The following is a 19784-nucleotide window of genomic DNA, read 5'->3' on the forward strand; positions in this document are numbered from 1 at the left end:
GCGGTTGCAGCGGTGTGCGGTGTCCCCACGCCAGTCCGTGGATGATCGAAACAGCGTGTTTAGGAACGCAGATATGATGGAAAATAAAAAGAAGCCGAACCCGATCGACATTCACGTCGGTAGCCGGATTCGCCTTCGCCGCACGATGCTTGGCATGAGCCAGGAAAAACTGGGCGAAAGCCTGGGGATCACCTTTCAGCAGATCCAGAAGTACGAAAAAGGCACGAACCGCGTTGGTGCCAGCCGGTTGCAGAACATTTCCAGCATCCTGAACGTCCCCGTTTCCTTCTTCTTCGAAGACGCTCCCGGTGAAAACACCAGCGCTTCCGGCTTGGCCGAAGCCTCCAGCTCGAACTACGTTGTCGACTTCCTCTCTTCCTCGGAAGGCCTTCAGCTCAATCGCGCGTTCGTCAAGATCAACGATCCCAAGGTGCGTCGCAAGCTTGTCGACCTCGTCAAGGCTCTGGCTGCGGAAGCAGAAAGCGAATAGTCCCGAAACCCATCGGGATTGGAAAACAAAGCGGCCATTTGTGCCGCTTTTTTCTTGTCCGCCGTTTCCCTCTGATATCGGAAGTGATTGGCTCCGATGTCGATATAAAGATATATTTATGTCGTTGTTCGCTTGTTTTTCGGTCGCAAAACCACTAACACGATGCCAGCGCTTATCTTCTTGAGGGGAATTCCCGCATGCGTGCAAACTACCTGTTCACGAGTGAATCCGTAGCCGAAGGCCACCCGGACAAAGTATGTGACCGTATCTCCGACGAGATCGTCGATCTGGTCTACCGCGAAGCTGCCAAGACCGGTGTCGATCCCTGGGGCGTACGCATTGCCTGCGAAACGCTGGCAACGACGAACCGCGTTGTGATCGCCGGCGAAGTCCGCCTGCCGCCGAGCCTTCTGAAGAAGGACAAGAACGGCAACGACGTCATCAACCCCTCGAAGTTCAAGTCTGCCGCACGTAAGGCGATCCGCGACATCGGCTACGAGCAGGACGGCTTCCACTGGAAAACGGCCAAGATCGACGTGCTCCTGCACTTCCAGTCCGCACACATTGCCCAGGGCGTCGACAGCGCGTCCGACAAGCAGGGTGAAGAGGGTGCTGGCGACCAGGGCATCATGTTCGGTTACGCCTGCCGCGAGACCTCGGAACTGATGCCGGCGCCGCTCTATTATTCGCACCGCATCCTGCATCTGCTCGCAGCCGCCCGCAAGAAGGGCGACGGCGAAGTCGCCAAGCTCGGCCCGGATGCCAAGAGCCAGGTCACCGTTCGCTACATCGACGGCAAGCCGGCGGAAGTCGTCTCGATCGTTCTGTCCACCCAGCATCTCGATGAGAGCTGGGATTCGACCAAGGTTCGTGCGGTCGTCGAACCCTATATCCGCGAAGCGCTTGACGATCTGAAGATCGCCAGCGATTGCACCTGGTACATCAACCCGACCGGAAAGTTCGTCATCGGCGGCCCGGATGGGGATGCCGGCCTGACGGGTCGCAAAATCATCGTCGATACCTATGGCGGCGCAGCTCCGCATGGCGGCGGCGCCTTCTCGGGCAAGGACACGACCAAGGTCGACCGTTCGGCTGCCTATGCAGCCCGCTACCTCGCCAAGAACGTCGTTGCTGCCGGCCTCTCCGATCGTTGCACGATCCAACTTTCCTACGCCATCGGCGTTGCCCAGCCGCTCTCGGTCTATGTCGACCTGCACGGCACTGGCAAGGTCTCCGAGGACCAGGTGGAAAGCGCGATCCGCAAGACGATGGACTTGTCGCCGACCGGCATTCGCCGTCATCTCGACCTCAACAAGCCGATCTACGCCAAGACCGCTGCCTATGGCCACTTTGGTCGCAAGGCCGGCCGTGACGGCTCGTTCTCCTGGGAGAAGCTTGATCTGGTCAAGCCGCTCAAGGAAGCCATCGGGGCTTGACGCTTCGACATTTGCCGGACACAGAACGTCCGGCCGCTAAAGATAAAGGCGGATGCCCCCGAAAGGGGTGTCCGCCTTGCTCGTTGAAGGAAGATTGTCATGACTGAACCGCGCCGCAGCCGCGCCACGGAAGCCTTCTTCGGACGCCGCAAGGGCAAGCCCTTGCGCGAGCGCCAGGCGGCACACCTCGAAACCATTCTACCGAAGCTGAAGCTCGATCTCGGCACTGCCGCGCCGCAGGACATGAAGTCGCTCTTTCCCGAGCCGGTCGATCGCGTCCGTATGGAAATTGGTTTTGGCGGCGGCGAGCATCTGATCCACCGCGCGGCCGAGACCCCCTCGACCGGTTTCATCGGCGTCGAACCCTTCGTCAATTCGATGGCGAAGCTGATCGGGCAGATCGAGGAGAAGGGTGTCTCCAACATTCGTCTCTACAATGACGACGCCACGCAGGTGCTCGATTGGATGCCGGACGCCTGCGTCGACCAGGTTGACCTGCTCTATCCTGACCCCTGGCCGAAGCGCAAGCATTGGAAGCGTCGTTTCGTCTCCAGCGTCAATCTCGACCGCTTCGCACGGGTGCTGAAGCCCGGCGGCCTCTTCTGCTTCGCATCCGATATCGACACCTACGTCAACTGGACGCTGCTGCATTGCCGCGACCATGCCGCCTTCGAATGGACGGCCGAACAGGCATCGGATTGGTTGACGCCGTTTGAGGGCTGGCCGAGCACGCGCTACGAGGCCAAGGCGCGCAGGGAAGGGCGGAGTTCCGCCTATCTTACCTTCCGTCGCGTTTAAGCGGCGGTCTACGCACAGCATATTAAGGACACTCGAAGCGTTGCAGCAGCTTCTGTTGCGCGCCAGATTTGACGCGCAGCGCCTTGACGTTCCAGCGGCGAGCTTCGCCGCAGCTGACGATCAATGCAGGCTGACGGTCTTCAGATCGTCTTCTGCAGCCTTGTAGAAGGTGCTGGAGCGGTTGTCGGTCAAAAGGATCGGCGTGCCGTCCGCACCGAACAGGGCCCACAGATCGATGCCCGGTCCCATTTCAGGCGCTTCCGGGAAGCAGCGGGAAACCTCTTCCGAACGCATCTTTCTGATATAGCCGACTTCGCCCTCTCCCAGATGTGCGAGGTCGTTTTTTGACAATGACGAGGTGATGGCTTTCAGTCCCATGGTGGTACTCCGTGGTCGCCGGCCAGGGGAAAATCCCGCCGGTTATCCTACTCTGGGACTGAAATGTTAATTTTCTTTACCATACGCACCGGTTCCGGACGAACGAGATCGACCGAGAGCAGGCCGTTGCGCAATTCCGCGCCAAGCACCTTCATGCCGTCGGCAAGCACGAATGTGCGTTGGAACTGCCGGGCGGCAATGCCGCGGTGCAGGTAATCGCGATCGCCGGTGTCGATCTGACGGCCGCGAATGACGAGCTGGTTTTCCTCGGTCGTGACGTCGAGATCTTCTTCGGAAAAGCCGGCGACGGCGAGCGTGATGCGCAATCGCTCTGGCGCATCGACCGAATCGTCGCCGCGGATGCGCTCGATATTGTAGGGCGGGTAGCCGTCATTTCCCTTGGCGATACGCTCAAGGGTCTTTTCCATTGTGTCGAAACCCAGCAGGAGTGGGCTCGTGAAAGGCGTAATTCTGCTCATTCCCAAGTCCTTGTAAGATCAAGCGACCATTCTGCGGACCTGCCAAGCAGCATCCCCTTCCAATATGGTAGCTGTGCGCAATGAGCGCAAGCCGCTTGCCTCCGGCGTGCACGCAAATCATAGTCCGCAGCGCGAGAATCCGAAGGAGGAACACAAGCGTGCCTGTGCCGAGAAAAATAATCATAGACACTGATCCCGGGCAGGACGATGCCGCCGCCATCATGCTCGCTTTCGGCAGTCCGGAAGAAATCGATATCCTGGGGATCACGACGGTCGCCGGCAACGTTCCTCTGGCCATGACCGCGCGCAATGCCCGCATCATCTGCGAACTGTGCGACAGGACCAAAGTCAAGGTCTTCGCCGGCGCCGACCGGCCGATCGCCCGTCCGCTCGTCACTGCCGAGCATGTGCACGGCAAGACCGGTCTCGACGGACCTGTTCTCGACGAGCCGAAGATGGCGCTTCAGGCCCAGCATGGCGTCGACTTCATCATCGACACGTTGCGCGCTGAAGCACCTGGCACGGTCACGCTCTGCACGCTCGGTCCGCTGACCAACGTCGCGCTTGCCCTTCAGAAGGCGCCGGACATTGCACCGCGGGTGCGCGAACTGGTGATGATGGGCGGCGGCTTCTTTGAGGGTGGCAACATCACGCCGGCGGCCGAATTCAACATCTATGTCGATCCGGAAGCGGCCGACATCGTCTTCCGTTCGGGTATTCCGATCGTGATGATGCCGCTCGACGTCACCCACCGGGTGCTGACGCACAAGGCGCGCGTGGCGAAGATCCGTGAGATCGGCAGCGCACCGGCGATCGCCATGGCGGAAATGCTGGAATTCTTCGAGCGGTTCGACATCGAAAAGTACGGCACCGACGGCGGCCCGCTGCATGATCCGACCGTCATCGCCTACCTCCTGCGGCCGGAGCTTTTCACCGGTCGTGACTGCAATGTCGAGATCGAAGTTCAGTCGCCGCTGACATCAGGCATGACCGTGGTCGACTGGTGGCAGGTCACGGGCCGCACGCACAATGCCAAGGTCATGCGTCATATCGACGATCAGGGTTTCTTCGACCTGTTGACAGAGCGGCTGGCGCGCATCTGATCGCCGCGAGCCAAAACCACAAAAGAAAACGCCGCCCCGAGAGGCGCCGTTTTTTTGCTTTATCGATTACTGGATCAGAACTCTTCCCAATTGTCCTGTGCCAACGCGTTGGCGCCGGACGTCTGTGTCAGGACGCGTTGGGTCGATGGCGTATAGCCGGCGCGCGCGGCACTCGGTGCCGGACGGGTGTCGCGGGCATAGGTAGGAGCCGGTGCGGGTGCCGGGCGTTCGGCCGAGCGCATGCGCTCGGCCGTACCGCGCAACATCTCCGTCGAGTTCGGCTGGGCTGCCGTCGTTCCCGAGCGCTGAGCGACGCGGAAGCGGGCGACCAGCGTGCTCAGCGAGCGTGCTTCCTCGTTGAGCGCCATGCCGGCGGCAGTGGTTTCTTCGACCATCGCGGCGTTCTGCTGGGTCACCTGGTCCATCTGGTTGACGGCCGAGTTGATCTCCTTGAGGCCGACGGCCTGTTCGGAAGCCGAACTCGAGATCTGGCGGATGAGGCCGTTGATCTGCACCACCTGTTCGGCGATCTTTTCGAGCGCGCCGCCGGCGCGACCGACGAGGTCGACGCCTTCGCGCACCTGGCCCGCCGAGGTGTTGATCAGCGTCTTGATCTCCTTGGCAGCGTTTGCCGAGCGTTGGGCAAGCTCGCGGACTTCCTGGGCGACGACGGCGAAGCCCTTGCCGGCGTCACCGGCGCGCGCGGCTTCGACGCCGGCGTTGAGCGCCAGCAGGTTGGTCTGGAAGGCGATCTCGTCGATGACGCCGATGATGCGGCTGACCTCGTGCGACGACTGCTCGATGCCCTTCATCGCGGCAATCGCCTTCTGCACCACTTCGCCGGACTGTCCGGCATCGCTGCTGGCCACGTCCACCGACTTGGCGGCGACCTTGGCGTTCTCGGCGCTGGCGTTGACCTGCGAGGTCAGCTCGTCGAGAGCTGCCGCCGTCTCTTCCAGGCTTGCCGCCTGCTGTTCGGTGCGGTGCGACAGATCGTTGGCGGCGCTGCTGATCTCGCTGGTGCCGTTGCCGATGTTGACGATGGAGTGGTTGACGGTGCGGATCGTCTCTTCGAGGCTGTCCATTGTCGCGTTGAAGTCGCGCTTCAGCTGGGCATATTCACCGGGGAATTCGTCGGTGATGCGGAAGGCGAGATCGCCGGAGGAGAGGTGCGAAAGACCCTTGCCGAGGCGGGCGACGATGTCGCGCTGGAGGGCGCTGGATTCGGCCCGCTCGGTCTCGGAACGGCTACGCTCGTGTTCCGCCTGCTCGCGCTCGTGGCGGGCTTCGCCTTCGAGCCGCTTGGTGTCGGCCAGCTGGTGGCGGAAGCCTTCGAGCGCCTTTGCCACCTGGCCCGTCTCGTCGGAGCGGTCCTGGCCGGTGATCGAATTGCCGTAGTCGCCGTTGCTGAGGTTGCGGACGTCCCTGACGAGGCCTGCAAGCGGCTGCTGGACAAAACCACGGACTGCGAAGTAAAGGCCGAGCAGCACCGCGCCGAGAACGACCAGGCCCCCGATGATCATCATGTAGGTCTGGTCGCGGACCGGCGCGTTGATCGCCGTGCGCGGCACGTCGACGAGCACGATCCAGCTGGTGTTCACACCCGAAACGGCGAAGGGGTAGACAACGCGGTCGAAGGGCTCGTTGCCGTCGTAGGACAGGTTCTTGACGACGCCCGAAGTTCCCGAAGCCAGTGCCTTCTTGACGACCTCGTTGCCTTCGCCGTCATAATCCTTGAGCAAAAGCTCCGGGATCGGCGCGACCAGCCACTTGCCGGTCTGGGACAGCAGGTAGACGCGGCCGGTTTCGAACGGCTTCAGCTTGGAGAGGCCGTCCGCCAGCGAAGCGAGCGAGATGTCGACGCCAGAAACGCCGATCAGCTTGCCGTTGGACGTGACCGGATAGGCGATCGAGCTCATCGCAGTCGGGACATCGGTGTCCTGCGCGGTATAGGGCGGGGTGATTGCGCCCTTGCCGCTCTTTGCCGCAAGGCTGTACCATTCCGCCGCGTAGTCCGCGCGGAAGGTCGAGAACTGGATCTCGTTTTCGCGGTTTTTCGACCAGTAGGGCGCAAAGATGCCTTCCTCGTTGGCACCCAGCTCCTTGTTGTTGGCCACGTCCTCCTTGCGGCCGTCAAAGGCCTTGGGCTCTTCGGCAAACCAGCTGCCGAAGGCGAATGGGTTCTGTTCGAGATTGGCCCTGAGGATGTTGATTACACCGGCGCGTTCCATCGATTTTTCCGCGTGGCTGCGGCCAAGGATGCCGGCCATCGAGCGCGAAGCGCTTGCCAGTTCGCCGATGCCGCCGGCGATATCAGAAGCGATGGCTTTCGCTTCGCCGGTTGCCTGGTCGAGCACCAGCGTTTCGACGCGCTCCTGTGTCTGGGAGATGAGAACGAAGTTCGAGGCGAGCAACACGAGCGCGATCGTGCCGCCTGTCACCGCGATCAGCTTGGTCGCCAGCGATTTGGCTTGGAACTTGAACATGAAATCCTCACGTGCTGGGAGGTCCGCAGGAGACAACCTGCGGCGAACGCATTTCACAATGTGGGTGAAACTCCATCATGGAGCGCCAGATGCCGACCGGCATTAAGGAGGCTGCCCATTCCTTGGGGAACCGGCTTTCTCATGGTCTTGAATAGCCGAGCAAATCTTAAGATTGGGCCAACGCAACGGCCAATTCATGCGCCGCTCATGGAGAATTTCCGCGCAAAGTTTTACCTCCGCGACAAAGACTGTCCGGATTGCGCAAAGGCTGTCGAAGAGTGATTTTCAGGGTCGTTGCCCGCTGAAAGGGCGCTTTCGGCACAGCAGGAACGGAAAGCCTCGCCGTTCAAACCAGGTCGCGCGACGGGCGTCAAAGTCTGCCCGGAAAAGTGTGCAGCTATTTGCGATAACGACATCGGCAAAAGCGAGAGCTTTGAAGTGCGGCAATCGAACGATCGCAACGCACTTCAAGATCGGATCAGGCCCTTAGATGCGCGGCTCGACTTCCGAGGCAAGCGGGATCGAGGGCTGGGCGCCGCGCTTCAGGCAGGCGAGTGAACCCGCCACCGCGGCGCGTCGGAGCGCGTCGGGAAATGCGAGCTTCTCGTCGAGGCTTGCAGCCAGGTAACCGCAGAACGTATCGCCGGCACCGACGGTATCGACCGGGTCGATCTTTAGGCCGCGGGCGCGATGGACCTCGCCTTCGTGCACGGCGATGACGCCTTCCGCGCCCAGCGTGACGATGACTGTGTGGCCGGTTTCGGCGTGCAGCTTTCTCATTGCCTCTTCGCGTTCGTGACCTTCGATCCCGGTCTTGCCGGCCAAAAGTTCGAACTCCGTCTCGTTGGCGATGACGATATCGGCCAGCCGGCCGAGGCGGGCCGCTTCCGGGGTCAGGGGCGCGATATTGATGACGGAGCGAATGCCCTTGCGCCGGGCTTCCGAGAGCGCCTTTTCCACCGACGCTGCCGGTATCTCCAGCTGCAGCATCAGGGTGTCGCCGGCGTTCAGGCCACCAACGGCGGCAACTGCATCGGCTTCGTTGACCGTTGCGTTGGCGCTGGCAACGACGACAATGACATTCTCGCCTTCACCGCCGACGAGGATATGGGCCGTGCCCGTCGGCTCCTCGACGGTTTTGGTCAAGGACAGGTCGGCGCCGGCCTCCCGCAGCAATTCGAGCGCGCCGTCGGCAAAGCTGTCCGAGCCGACGGCGCCGGCCATGTGAACGATGGCGCCGGCACGCCGTGCGGCCAGCGCCTGATTGGCGCCCTTGCCACCGGCGGCAGTCGAAAAGCCCGAGCCGGCAACGGTTTCGCCCGGCTTCGGCAGACGCGCGGTCGTGGCGATCAGGTCCATATTGATGGACCCAAAAACAGTGATCATGTGAAGATGTCCCGTCGAATTGCTGATTTTGGCCGGAGAGTGCCCGAGACCGTCAGTCCTCGTCAACCACCCTGAGGCGCAATTGCCCGACGCGATTGTCGACGGCATGGCGCGGTTCTTCCGGTCGTGCCGCACCTTCCGCCTCAAGTTCCAGCGCTTCGATCTTGGCGCCGCGGCGGGAAAGCTTGCCCGAGGAGATGAGGATCTCTTCGACATCCTTCTGGCTCATGGCGAAGTGACCCTGCAGCTTGCGGACCCGTTCGTCGAGGCGCGTCAAGTCCTCCATCAGCCGCCCCACTTCCCCCTGGATGAGATGCGCCTGCTCGCGCATGCGGGCGTCACGGAGGATCGACTGGATCACCTGGATCGACAGGAGCAGCAGCGACGGCGAGACGATGACGATCCGCTGGCGATGCGCCTTCTGGACGATCGCTTCGAAATGCTCGTGGATTTCAGCGAAGATCGATTCCGAGGGAACGAAGAGGAAAGCCGTCTCCTGCGTCTCGCCGGGGATCAGGTACTTGCTGGCGATATCGCGGACATGCACCTCCATGTCGCGGCGGAACAGTTGCACCATCTGTTGCCGGCGCTCAGGCGTTGCAGCGTCCCGCATGCCGTTCCAGGCCTCCAGCGGAAACTTCGCGTCAATCACCAGCGGCGGTTGGTCGTTCGGCATGCGGATGGTGCAGTCCGGCCGGGCGCCGTTGGAAAGCGTCGTCTGGAAGGCAAAGGCGCCCATCGGCAGGCCGTCGGCGACGATCGTTTCCATACGCGACTGGCCGAAGGCGCCGCGTGTCTGCTTGTTCGAAAGGATGGCCTGCAGCCCGGCCATGTCCTTGGCCAGCGACTGGATGTTGTTCTGGGCGGTGTCGATCACTGCCAGGCGCTCCTGCAATCGCCGCAGGTTTTCGTGCGTCGCCTTGGTCTGCTCGCTGATCGAGGCGCCGATCCGGTGCGTCATGCCATCGATCCGCTGGCTCAGCGTCTGGTTCAGTTCCGCCTGGCGGCTGCCGAACACGTCGGCCATTGCCGCGATGCGGCCCTGCATTTCCGTCTGCGCTGCCAGCAGCATGGCCATCTGCTCGTGACGCTCGTCGTCGCCCGCCCGCCGCCGCCGCGAAACGGTCATCAGCACGAAGCCAATCGCCAGCACGGCCAGAACCATGCAGAGATGGGCGACAGTGACCGGCACGGTGCCGATGAGAAAAACAGGCTGGTCAAACGAAATTGGCGCAGGTTCCATGCGGCAAGCCTAACAGATTCTTTTTTGAAGACCAGATCAAAACGAGAACATTTACCCGGCGCGGTTAACGGGAGACGACATTGCCGCGATGCCCGTAGCGTGCGCGCCAATTTTCTTGCACCCGGATGGAAAGATCGGTTATGGGAGCGATATGACGATCAAGCCGCTTATCATCCTTCCCGATCCTGTTCTGCGTCAGGTCTCGACCCCGATCGAAACCATCGATGCCGACATCCGTCGCCTGGCCGACGATATGCTCGAGACGATGTATGACGCCCCGGGTATCGGGCTCGCCGCCATCCAGATCGGCGTGGCGAAACGCATGCTGGTTCTCGACGTCTCCAAGGAAGGCGACGAGAAGACCCCGCACGTTTTCATCAATCCCGAAATCGTCGCTTCGTCCGACGCGTTCTCGGTCTATGAAGAAGGCTGCCTCTCCATTCCGGATTATTATGCCGAGGTGGAGCGTCCGGCGGAGGTCACCGTCAAGCACCTCGACCGTGACGGCAAGGAACAGATCGTCAAGGCCGACGGCCTGCTGGCGACCTGCCTGCAGCATGAGATCGATCACTTGAACGGCGTGCTGTTCATTGACCACATCTCCAAGCTCAAGCGGGACATGGTGATCCGCAGGTTCACCAAGGCTGCAAAGACCCGCGGCGCCAAGGCGATCTGATCCCGAGGAAAGCGCCCGCAGGGCGCTTTGTCGTTGAGGGGCTTGATTTGAGGCGCGTAAACCCGTTTGAAGGGGCCTGATTTCAAACGGTCGGAGTATCCGCCTTGTCGCTTCGCATCATCTTCATGGGAACGCCGGAATTTTCCGTACCGACGCTTGCCGCACTCGCAGGGGCAGGTCACGAGATCGTTGCCGTCTATACCCAGCCGCCGCGGCCCGGCGGACGGCGCGGGCTCGACCTGCAGAAGTCGCCGGTGCACCAGGCGGCCGAGCTGCTCGGCGTTCCCGTGCTCACGCCCGTCAACTTCAAGGACGAAGCCGATCGCCAGACCTTCCGTGATTTCAATGCTGACGTTGCCGTTGTCGTCGCCTATGGCCTGCTGTTGCCGGAAGCGATCCTGACCGGAACGCGGCTCGGCTGCTATAATGGCCATGCCTCGCTCTTGCCGCGCTGGCGTGGTGCGGCTCCCATCCAGCGTGCCATCATGGCCGGCGACCATGAGACCGGCATGATGGTGATGAAGATGGACAAGGGGTTGGACACAGGCCCGGTCGCGCTCACCAAGGCGGTGCAGATCGGCGAGACGATGACGGCGGGCGAGCTGCATGACCGGCTGATGCAGGTCGGCGCTAACCTGATGAAGGAAGCGATCGGCAAGCTTGAGGCCGATGACCTGCCACTGACCGAGCAGGCGGGCGAGGGCGTCGTCTACGCCGCCAAGATCAGCAAGGCCGAGACTCGCATCGATTTTGCGAGGACCGCGCGCGAAGTGCACGACCATATTCGCGGCCTGTCGCCTTTTCCCGGCGCCTGGTTTGAGCTCGAGATCGCCGGCAAGCCGGAGCGCATCAAGGTTTTGAACTCCGAGCGCGTGACGGCGGCAGGAACCGCCGGAACGGTGCTCGACGACACTCTCACCATTGCCTGCAGCGACGGTGCCGTGCGGCCGACGCGGCTGCAGCGGGCAGGCGGCAAGGCTCTCAGTGTTGCCGATTTCCTGCGCGGTACGCCCATCGCCGCCGGCACGAGGGTCGGCTGATGCCGCGCTTTCGACTGATCGTCGAATATGACGGCTCCAACTATGTCGGCTGGCAGCGCCAGGACAACGGCGCTTCCGTCCAGGGCGCGATCGAAAAAGCGATCCTGTCCTTGACCGGCGAAACCGTCTCGATCCGCGGTGCCGGGCGGACCGATTCCGGCGTTCATGCCGTCGGGCAGGTGGCGCATGCGGACCTGACGCGCGAGTGGAAACCTCACACGCTGCGCAATGCGCTGAACGCGCATCTGGGCATGGCCGGCGAGGGCGTCTCGATCCTCGACGCCCAGGAAGTCACAGACGCCTTCGACGCACGGTTTTCGGCGCTGCGCCGGCATTATCTCTACCGCATCATCTGCCGTCCGTCGCGGCTGGCGCTGGAGGCGAAGCGTGCCTGGTGGGTGACGAAGCCGCTCGATCACGAGGCGATGCATGAAGGCGCGCAACGGCTCGTCGGCCACCACGACTTCACCACCTTCCGCTCCGTCCATTGCCAGGCGACAAGCCCGATGCGCACGCTCGACCGGCTGGATGTCTCTCGCACCGGCAATCTGATCGAAATTCGCGCCACGGCGCAGAGCTTCCTGCACAATCAGATCCGTTCCTTCGCCGGCTCGCTGAAGCTGGTTGGCGAAGGCAAATGGACGCCGGACGAGCTGCAGGCGGCACTCGAAGCGCGCGACCGCAAGGCCTGCGGTCCGGTGGCGCCGCCCGACGGGCTTTATTTCATGCAGGTCGATTACTGAGGAAGGTAACGTCGCGCGCAGATGGCGCGTGACGTCTGTCAGGTCGGGATAAGGCCGAAGAACTGCTGCAGCAATTCGCCCATCATCATCGACGGCAGCAGGAAAAGCGCCGTCAGCGCCGTGGCCAGCAAGGTCTGGTTTCCGGTAATGATGCGCAGCAGCCGGAAGAGTATGCCGATGCTGACGAAGAGCAGCACCAGCCAGATCAGGCTCGTCAGCCCTTCGCTGCCGGGAATGACGAGGCGGATCGCCGCCGGCACCGCCATCGCATAGGACAGCGGCACGGAAAGCCAGTTGGTGGTGACGACGATCGGCACCACGGCGGCGGCAAAGCCGAGTGGGCGCGCCAGGACGAAGACCAGCACCAGCGGCAGCAGCCAGCTGGCGAGATCGACAACCAGAAGCTTGAAGACGAAGCCGAAGCCGACAGTGGTTCCTGTTGGCATTGCAGAGAGATAATAAAGCCGCCAGGATGCCCAGGTGACGGCAATGGCCGGCAGGCACCAGAGCATCGCTGTAAACGAACGCCACAATCCGCTCTCGCTGAAATCGAGCCAGCGGAAGCCTTCGCCATTGCCCTGGATCAGCAGCCAGAGGCCCTTGATATAGGAAAGAACCTCCTCAAGCAGCGGCATGGCCGAACCAGCTGAAGATGAAGGTTTCGTAGATTTCCGTCAGCGTTTCGAGATCGGCGACGGCGACACGCTCGTCCACCATATGCATGGTCTGGCCGACAAGCCCGAATTCGACGACGGGGCAATAGTCCTTGATGAACCGCGCATCCGAGGTGCCGCCGGTGGTCGAAAGTTTCGGCTGCTGGCCGGTGACCGCTTCGATAGCGCCTGACAGCGAATCGATCAGCGCATTGTTGCGCGTCAGGAAAACGTGGCTCGGCCGTTCGTTCCAGGTGATCTCGTAACGGACCGGGTCGCGGCCTGCCCGCAGAGCGCCGTCCGTTGCCGCGCGGTCGAGGCGGGCGATGATCTCCGCCATCAGGCTCTCGGCGGTCCAGGTGTCGTTGAAGCGGATATTGAAGGCAGCAGCCGCCTTCGCAGGGATGACGTTGACGGCGCCATTGCCGACGTCGATGGTCGTCACTTCCAGGTTCGACGGCTGGAAGTTTTCCGTGCCGTTGTCGAAGGGCGGGTCCATCAGTGCCTGGGTCAGTTGCAGGATGCCGCGCACCGGATTGTCCGCCAGGTGCGGATAGGCCGCGTGGCCCTGGACGCCGTTGACGGTGATCCGGCCGGAAAGCGAGCCACGGCGGCCGATCTTGATCATGTCGCCGAGACGGTCTGGATTGGTCGGTTCGCCGACAAGGCAGGCGTCCCAACGCTCGCCCTTGGCGGCAGCCCAGCCGAGAAGTTTCGTCGTGCCGTTGATCGCAGGGCCTTCCTCGTCGCCGGTGATGAGGAACGAAACCGAGCCCTTGGGGACCCCATGCTTTTCGATGTGGCGGGCGACGGCTGCGACGAAGCAGGCAATGCCGCCCTTCATGTCGACCGCGCCGCGGCCATACATTTCGCCGCCGGCGATATCGGCGGAAAACGGACCGTGGGTCCACGCGCCGTCGTCGCCGACCGGCACCACGTCGGTATGGCCGGCAAACATCAGATGCGGGCCGTCGCTGCCGAGCCGGGCATAGAGGTTCTCGATATCGGGCGTACCCGCGTCTTTGGCCGTGACCCGGTCGACGGCAAAGCCGAGCGGCTTGAGCATGGCTTCAAGCGCTGAGTGCGCGCCGCCTTCGGCAGGGGTAACGGAGGGGCAACGGATGAGGGTGGCGAGATTGGCGATCGGATCGGTCGAGGTCATGTAGCGATATGCCGTCTGCGTGGCGCTGGGGCCAATGGGATTGAGGATGCTGGTTTATCCGATCGTTGCGCGGCTGTCACGCAGGATGGGTGTGCAGCCGACGGCTGAGGCTATCCGTCTGTCTTCAACGTAAACGGGCCGGATCAGATCCGGCCCGCTCAAAGCGCATATGCGGCAAGATTACCTCATTCTCCGGGCGCGAGATGAGGTGCTTCGATATGCGCTCCGGCGTGCTTCAGAGGCCGCTCGCCCGAGAGCTTGCGGATCAGCACGTAGAACACCGGCGTCATGAAGATGCCGAAGGCGGTGACGCCGATCATGCCGGAAAAGACCGCGACCCCCATGGCCGAGCGCATTTCGGCGCCGGCGCCGGTGGAGATCACCAGGGGCACGACACCCATGATGAAGGCCATCGAGGTCATCAGGATCGGCCGCAGGCGCAGCCGGCTCGCTTCGATCGCCGCCTGGACGGCGGTGCTGCCTGATAGTTCCAGTTCGCGGGCGAACTCGACGATCAGGATCGCGTTCTTGGCGGAAAGCCCGACAAGCACGATCAGGCCGATCTGCGTGAAGACGTTGTTGTCGCCTCCGGTCAGCCAGACGCCGGCAAGGGCGGCCATGATGCCCATCGGCACGATCAGGATAATCGCGATCGGCAGGGTCAGGCTTTCATACTGGGCGGCCAGCACGAGATAGACCAAGAGCAGCGCCAGCGGGAAGACGAGCATGCCCGAATTGCCGGCAAGAATCTGCTGATAGGTCAAATCCGTCCACTCGAATGCGATACCGGGCGGCAGCGTTTCCGCGGCGATCTTCTCGATCGCGGCCTGAGCCTGGCCCGAGGAGAAGCCCGGCGCCGGGCCGCCGTTGATGTCGGCCGACAGGAAGCCGTTGTAGCGGATCGCCCGCTCGGCGCCGACCGTCTGCTCGACCTTCAACAGTGCCGACAGCGGGATCATCTCGCCCGATTGCGAACGCACCTTCAGCTTGCCGATGTCGTCGGCGTGGCTGCGGTAGTTTGCATCGGCCTGGACGCGCACGCTGTAGGTGCGGCCGAAGGCGTTGAAGTCGTTGACGTAGAGCGAGCCCAGATAGATCTGCAGCGTCTCGAACACATCGGTCACTTCGACGCCGAGCTGGCGCGCCTTGACGCGGTCGAGGTCGGCGTAGAGCTGCGGCACGTTGATCTGGAAGCTCGAGTAGATGCCAGCCAGCTCCGGCGTCTGGTAGGCCTTGGCAATGAAGGCCTTGGTCGCCTCGTCGAGTGCCTGGTAGCCGAGGCCGTTCTTGTCCTCGATCTGCAGCTTGAAGCCGCCGGTGGTGCCCAGCCCCTGGACGGGCGGCGGCGGGAACATGGCGATGAAGGCATCCTGGATCGCGCCGAATTCCTGGTTCAGCTGCATGGCGATCGCCCCGCCCGAAAGCTCGGGCGTCGTGCGCTCCTCGAACGGCTTCAGCGCCACGAAGACGATGCCGGAGTTCGACGAGTTGGTGAAGCCGTTGATCGACAGGCCGGGGAAGGCGATGGCATTTTCGACGCCGGGATGCTTGAGCGCGATATCACTCATGCGGCGGATGACGTCTTCCGAGCGGTCGAGCGTCGCTGCGTCAGGCAACTGTGCAAAGCCGATCAGATACTGCTTGTCCTGGGCGGGCACGAAGCCGCCGGGAACGGCGCGGAACAGCACGAAGGTGACGCCGAGCAGCAGGACATAGACGCCCATGATCAGCGACTTGCGCGACAGGATCCTGCCGACGCCGCGGCCATAGGCTTCCGAGCTGCGACCGAAGAAGCGGTTGAAGCCGCGGAAGAACCAGCCGAACACCTTGTCCATGGCACGGGTCAGCCAATCCTTCGGCGCATGGTGATTGCGCAGGAGGAGGGCGGCGAGCGCCGGGGAAAGCGTCAGCGAGTTGATGGCGGAGATCACCGTCGAGATGGCGATCGTCAGTGCGAACTGGCGGTAGAACTGCCCGGTCAGGCCGGTGATGAACGCAAGCGGCACGAACACGGCGACGAGCACCAGCGCAATGGCGATGATCGGTCCGGAAACCTCCTGCATCGCACGGTAGGTCGCCTGTACCGGCGACAGACCCTGCTCTATGTTACGTTCGACGTTTTCGACCACGACGATGGCGTCGTCGACGACGATGCCGATCGCCAGCACCAGGCCGAACAGGCTGAGCGCGTTGATCGAGAAGCCGAAGACGTACATCACCGCGAAGGTGCCGACGATCGAGACGGGCACCGCCACGAGCGGGATGATCGAGGCGCGCCAGGTCTGCAGGAAGACGATGACGACGATGACGACCAGCGCGATCGCTTCAAGCAGGGTGTGGATGACCGACTCGATCGAGGCACGCACGAACTGGGTGGTGTCGTAGACGATCTCGTAGTCGACGCCGTCGGGCATGGTCAGCTTCAGCTCGGCCATGGCCTTGTGAACGTTTTCCGAGATCTGGATCGCGTTTGAGCCCGGCGCCTGGAAGACGCCCATGCCGACGGCGGCCTTGTTGTCGAGCAGCGAGCGCAGCGAATAGTCGGCAGCGCCCATTTCGACGCGTGCGACGTCGCCAAGCCGCGTGACCTCGCCGCCGGCGCCCGACTTGACGACGATGTCGGCAAAGTCCTCAGGCGTCTGCAGGCGGCCTTGCGCGTTGACGGAAAGCTGCAGGTCGAGGCCGGGAACCGACGGCGAGGCGCCGATGACGCCGGCGGCGGCCTGAACGTTCTGCGCGCGGATGGCGTTGGCCACGTCGCTTGCCGCAAGACCGCGTTCGGCAGCCTTCTGCGGGTCGATCCAGATGCGCATCGAATAGTCGCCGCCGCCGAAGATCTGTACCTGGCCGACGCCGTCGATGCGGGCGAGCCGATCCTTGACGTTGAGCACGCCGTAATTGCGCAGATAGTTGATGTCGTACTGGCCGTTGGGCGACAACAGGTGCACGACGAGCGTCAGGTCCGGCGAGCTCTTGACGGTCGTGACGCCGAGACGGCGCACTTCCTCGGGCAGGCGCGGCTCGGCCTGCGCGACGCGGTTCTGTATCAGCTGCTGGGCCTGGTCCGGGTCGGTGCCGAGTTCGAAGGTGACGGTCAGCGTCATCAGACCGTCCGCCGTCGCCTGGCTCTGCATGTAGAGCATGCCCTCGACGCCGTTGATCTGTTCTTCGAGCGGCGTTGCCACCGTCTCGGCGATAACAGCCGGGTTGGCGCCGGGATACTGCGCCCGCACGACGATCTGCGGCGGCACGACTTCGGGATATTCGGAGATCGGCAGGCCGGTCATGCCGAGCAGGCCGCCCACGAAGATCAGGACCGAAAGAACGCCCGCGAAGACCGGGCGGTCGACGAAGAAGCGTGAGAAGTTCATTGACGTATCCCCCTTGGGACGAGTTCAGGCAAATCTCCGGCTGTCGCGGCAAGAACACTCGCCACGCGCCGGGATCTGCTAAGTGATGTCTGGGCGGCCAATCCCGCCTCGGCGACAGCCGAAGTGGGTGCCGTCATGTCCTACTTGGTTGCGATCGACGCCGTCGTTTCTTCGACCTGCTGCGGTGCCACGAGCACACCCGGGCGTACCCGCTGCAGGCCGTTGACGACGATGTTCTCGCCGGTCTTCAGGCCGCTTTCGACGATGCGCAGCCCGTCGGAACTCGGGCCAAGCTTCACCTGGCGGTACTCGACCTTGTTGTCGGAGCCGACGACGAACACGAATTTCTTGTCCTGGTCGGAGCCGATGGCGCGATCGCTGATCACGAGCTTTTCTTCGGGCTCCGGTTCGCCGATGCGGATGCGCACGAACTGGCCGGGGATCAGCCGCCCGTCGGCATTTTCAAGCGCGGCGCGGACGCGGATCGTGCCGGTCGCCGCATCCACCTCGTTGTTGATGAGCTGGATATGGCCGGAGATCGGCGTGCCTTCGTCGGCAGCGGTGCCGATCTGCACCGGGATGCGCTCGATGGCGTTGCCGCCGGCCGAGGCCTGGAGCCGGGCGAGTGCAGTGGTGACCACTTCTTCGCTGGCGCTGAAGCTTGCGTAGATCGGGTCGACCGAGACCAGCGTCGTCAGCACCGGCGAAGCGGAGCCGGCGGCGACGAGGTTGCCGGCGGTCACTTCCAGCCGGCCGACGCGGCCGGAGATCGGTGCCTTGACTTCGGTGTATTCCAGGTCGAGTTCGGCCGTGCGCAACGCGGCCTTGGCGGAGCGCACGCTCGCCTGCGCCTCGTCGAAGGCGCTGAGGCGCTGGTCGACGCCGCTCTGTGGGATGGCGCTCGTGGTCACGAGCTTGCGTCCGCGGTCGAGTTCCGTCCTGGCGAGCGCCACCCGCGCCTCGGCTGCTGCGACCTCGGCTGCAGCCCGGTCGACGGCTGCCGCATAGGGCTCGGGATCGATGGTGAGCAAAAGGTCGCCCTTTTTCACCAGTGCACCCTCGCGGAAGTGGGCTTGGAGAATGGCGCCGCCGACACGGGGGCGAATCTCGACGCGTTCGATCGCTTCCAGCCGCCCGGAAAAATCTTCCCAGGTGGTGATGCGGCGCGACTGCGCCTTGGCCACCGAAACCGGCACGGCCGGTGGAAGCGCGGCTGCCGTTTCGGTTGCGGCATCCGCCTCGAAGTGCTGCGGCAGGCCAAGAAGAACCGCGGCACCGCCGGCGGCGGACAATAGGATGCTCAGGCCGGCGCCCCAGAGGGCCCGGCGGGTCACTGTCGATTTCATTTTTCTCTCCTTGCCGGTTGGGAGCCGGCGTTTTTGCTGCTGTCGTCAGCGAAAGGGAAAGGCCGGCGGCCCTGTCGTCCTTGGCTAACGCATCGTCATTTCAGCCGGCTTCGCCCCCGCCTGCTGGAAGAAGCGGGAAAAGATGCCGGTAATCGTTTCTTCCTGGGATGCCCAGGTTTCAGCGTTCACGGTATTTTCCGGTATCCACCCGGCGCGGCCGGGAAGAATATGGGACTGAACGCTCACGCCCGCCTGGCGAAGACGGTCTGCATAGGCAGCAGTCTCGTCGCGCATCGGGCATTCCTCGCTGGTCAGGATGAGCGAGGGAACAAGGCCGGCGAGCCGCGTACAGTGCGCCGGAGCGGCATAGGGATGCGTGAATCCACCGCATTCGCCCAGATACCGTTGCCAGCCTTCGGCGATCGATTGCACCGAACCCTCGGGACAGTATTTGCGAAACGATGCGGTCGCCAGGCACGGATCCAGCATCGGCGACAGGAGGATCTGCCCCTTGAGGTCGGTGAGGAACTGGTCGCGAGCCATCAGCGCCACGCCGGCTGCCACGTTGCCGCCCGCCTCCTCGCCGGCGATGAACAGCAACGATTTTTTATGCGCGAACTGCGGGCAACGCGCACGCATCGAAGAAAGCATGGAATAGGTGACGTCGAGTGCGGCCGGGAACGGATTGAGGCAGGCCGACGCATATTCCGGCGAGATGACGATGGCACCGGCCGCCGCAAGCGCCTTGGCGACGCGTTCGCCGGCTGCGATCGAGCTGCCGACGAAGGAGCCGCCATGCAGGTGCAGCACCACGGGCGGCGGGTTGAGCAGCGTTTCGCCACTATAGACACGTGCCGGGCACGAACCTTTGCCCGTCTGCATCGTCTCTACCGTAAAGCGTTCACCCATCTCTCTTGCCTTTGCCACGGGGTCATCCCACATGAGGCGACAACCCGCCATGATGGGAGAATAACATTGTCTTCTGTCTGGAATA

Annotated in this window: 17 protein-coding genes; 7 read left to right on the forward strand and 10 right to left on the reverse strand. The window is 63.0% G+C overall.

Going from position 1 to position 19784, the window contains the following annotated elements; all coding sequences use genetic code 11:
* Positions 1–73 precede the first annotated feature (73 nt).
* The 3 genes from IB264_RS01745 (at position 74) to trmB (ending at position 2724) form a co-directional block, all read left to right on the forward strand.
* Positions 74–490 (forward strand): helix-turn-helix domain-containing protein, encoded by a 417-nt coding sequence (locus IB264_RS01745; RefSeq protein ID WP_025425712.1) that lies wholly within the window; start codon positions 74–76, stop codon positions 488–490.
* Positions 491–687: 197 nt separating this feature from the next.
* On the forward strand, positions 688–1926 hold the full coding sequence (metK, locus tag IB264_RS01750; RefSeq protein ID WP_025425713.1) for a methionine adenosyltransferase: 1239 nt from the start codon (positions 688–690) through the stop codon (positions 1924–1926).
* 99 nt (positions 1927–2025) lie between these two features.
* Complete coding sequence (gene trmB / locus IB264_RS01755; protein ID WP_025425714.1) at positions 2026–2724, forward strand: tRNA (guanosine(46)-N7)-methyltransferase TrmB; 699 nt, start codon at positions 2026–2028, stop codon at positions 2722–2724.
* Between the two features lie 120 nt (positions 2725–2844).
* On the opposite strand, the gene IB264_RS01760 is transcribed toward trmB, so the two are convergent.
* Entirely contained in the window at positions 2845–3102 is a 258-nt protein-coding gene (locus IB264_RS01760) for a DUF1150 family protein (RefSeq protein WP_025425715.1), read from the reverse strand.
* A gap of 47 nt (positions 3103–3149) precedes the next feature.
* Entirely contained in the window at positions 3150–3581 is a 432-nt protein-coding gene (locus IB264_RS01765; protein ID WP_025425716.1) for an Hsp20 family protein, read from the reverse strand.
* Positions 3582–3739: 158 nt separating this feature from the next.
* Here IB264_RS01765 and IB264_RS01770 point away from each other — a divergent pair, with 158 nt between their 5' ends.
* Complete coding sequence (locus IB264_RS01770; RefSeq protein ID WP_051509148.1) at positions 3740–4684, forward strand: nucleoside hydrolase; 945 nt, start codon at positions 3740–3742, stop codon at positions 4682–4684.
* A 74-nt stretch (positions 4685–4758) separates the two neighbouring features.
* On the opposite strand, the gene IB264_RS01775 is transcribed toward IB264_RS01770, so the two are convergent.
* The 3 genes from IB264_RS01775 to IB264_RS01785 all read right to left on the reverse strand — a co-directional run bounded on the left by IB264_RS01775 (position 4759) and on the right by IB264_RS01785 (position 9799).
* Positions 4759–7170 (reverse strand): methyl-accepting chemotaxis protein, encoded by a 2412-nt coding sequence (locus IB264_RS01775; protein WP_025425718.1) that lies wholly within the window; start codon positions 7168–7170, stop codon positions 4759–4761.
* Between the two features lie 486 nt (positions 7171–7656).
* Entirely contained in the window at positions 7657–8556 is a 900-nt protein-coding gene (locus IB264_RS01780) for a ribokinase (protein WP_025425719.1), read from the reverse strand.
* A gap of 52 nt (positions 8557–8608) precedes the next feature.
* Positions 8609–9799: a DNA recombination protein RmuC gene (locus IB264_RS01785; protein ID WP_025425720.1), complete on the reverse strand. Its 1191-nt coding sequence runs from the start codon at positions 9797–9799 to the stop codon at positions 8609–8611.
* A gap of 151 nt (positions 9800–9950) precedes the next feature.
* Here IB264_RS01785 and def point away from each other — a divergent pair, with 151 nt between their 5' ends.
* From def to truA, 3 genes are all read left to right on the forward strand, one after another.
* The gene (gene def, locus IB264_RS01790; RefSeq protein WP_025425721.1) at positions 9951–10475 is read left to right on the forward strand and encodes a peptide deformylase; all 525 of its coding nucleotides are present in this window, start codon (positions 9951–9953) and stop codon (positions 10473–10475) included.
* Between the two features lie 104 nt (positions 10476–10579).
* Positions 10580–11515 (forward strand): methionyl-tRNA formyltransferase, encoded by a 936-nt coding sequence (gene fmt / locus IB264_RS01795; protein ID WP_025425722.1) that lies wholly within the window; start codon positions 10580–10582, stop codon positions 11513–11515.
* Positions 11515–12258, forward strand: coding sequence for a tRNA pseudouridine(38-40) synthase TruA (gene truA / locus IB264_RS01800; RefSeq protein ID WP_025425723.1), 744 nt, complete (start codon positions 11515–11517; stop codon positions 12256–12258). Before fmt ends, truA begins: the two co-directional genes overlap by 1 nt.
* A gap of 38 nt (positions 12259–12296) precedes the next feature.
* Here the strand turns inward: truA and IB264_RS01805 are convergent, their stop codons facing one another.
* The 5 genes from IB264_RS01805 to IB264_RS01825 all read right to left on the reverse strand — a co-directional run bounded on the left by IB264_RS01805 (position 12297) and on the right by IB264_RS01825 (position 19699).
* Positions 12297–12893 (reverse strand): hypothetical protein, encoded by a 597-nt coding sequence (locus IB264_RS01805; protein ID WP_025425724.1) that lies wholly within the window; start codon positions 12891–12893, stop codon positions 12297–12299.
* Positions 12880–14073, reverse strand: coding sequence for a succinyl-diaminopimelate desuccinylase (gene dapE / locus IB264_RS01810; protein ID WP_025425725.1), 1194 nt, complete (start codon positions 14071–14073; stop codon positions 12880–12882). The genes IB264_RS01805 and dapE overlap by 14 nt, the downstream gene beginning before the upstream one ends.
* A gap of 185 nt (positions 14074–14258) precedes the next feature.
* Entirely contained in the window at positions 14259–17444 is a 3186-nt protein-coding gene (locus tag IB264_RS01815) for an efflux RND transporter permease subunit (RefSeq protein WP_025425726.1), read from the reverse strand.
* A 140-nt stretch (positions 17445–17584) separates the two neighbouring features.
* On the reverse strand, positions 17585–18790 hold the full coding sequence (locus IB264_RS01820; protein WP_025425727.1) for an efflux RND transporter periplasmic adaptor subunit: 1206 nt from the start codon (positions 18788–18790) through the stop codon (positions 17585–17587).
* 84 nt (positions 18791–18874) lie between these two features.
* Entirely contained in the window at positions 18875–19699 is an 825-nt protein-coding gene (locus IB264_RS01825; protein WP_025425728.1) for an alpha/beta hydrolase, read from the reverse strand.
* Between the last annotated feature and the right edge of the window lie 85 nt (positions 19700–19784).

The sequence above is a fragment of the Ensifer sp. ENS11 genome (assembly GCF_014851895.1).
Taxonomy (GTDB): Bacteria; Pseudomonadota; Alphaproteobacteria; order Rhizobiales; family Rhizobiaceae; genus Ensifer; species Ensifer canadensis.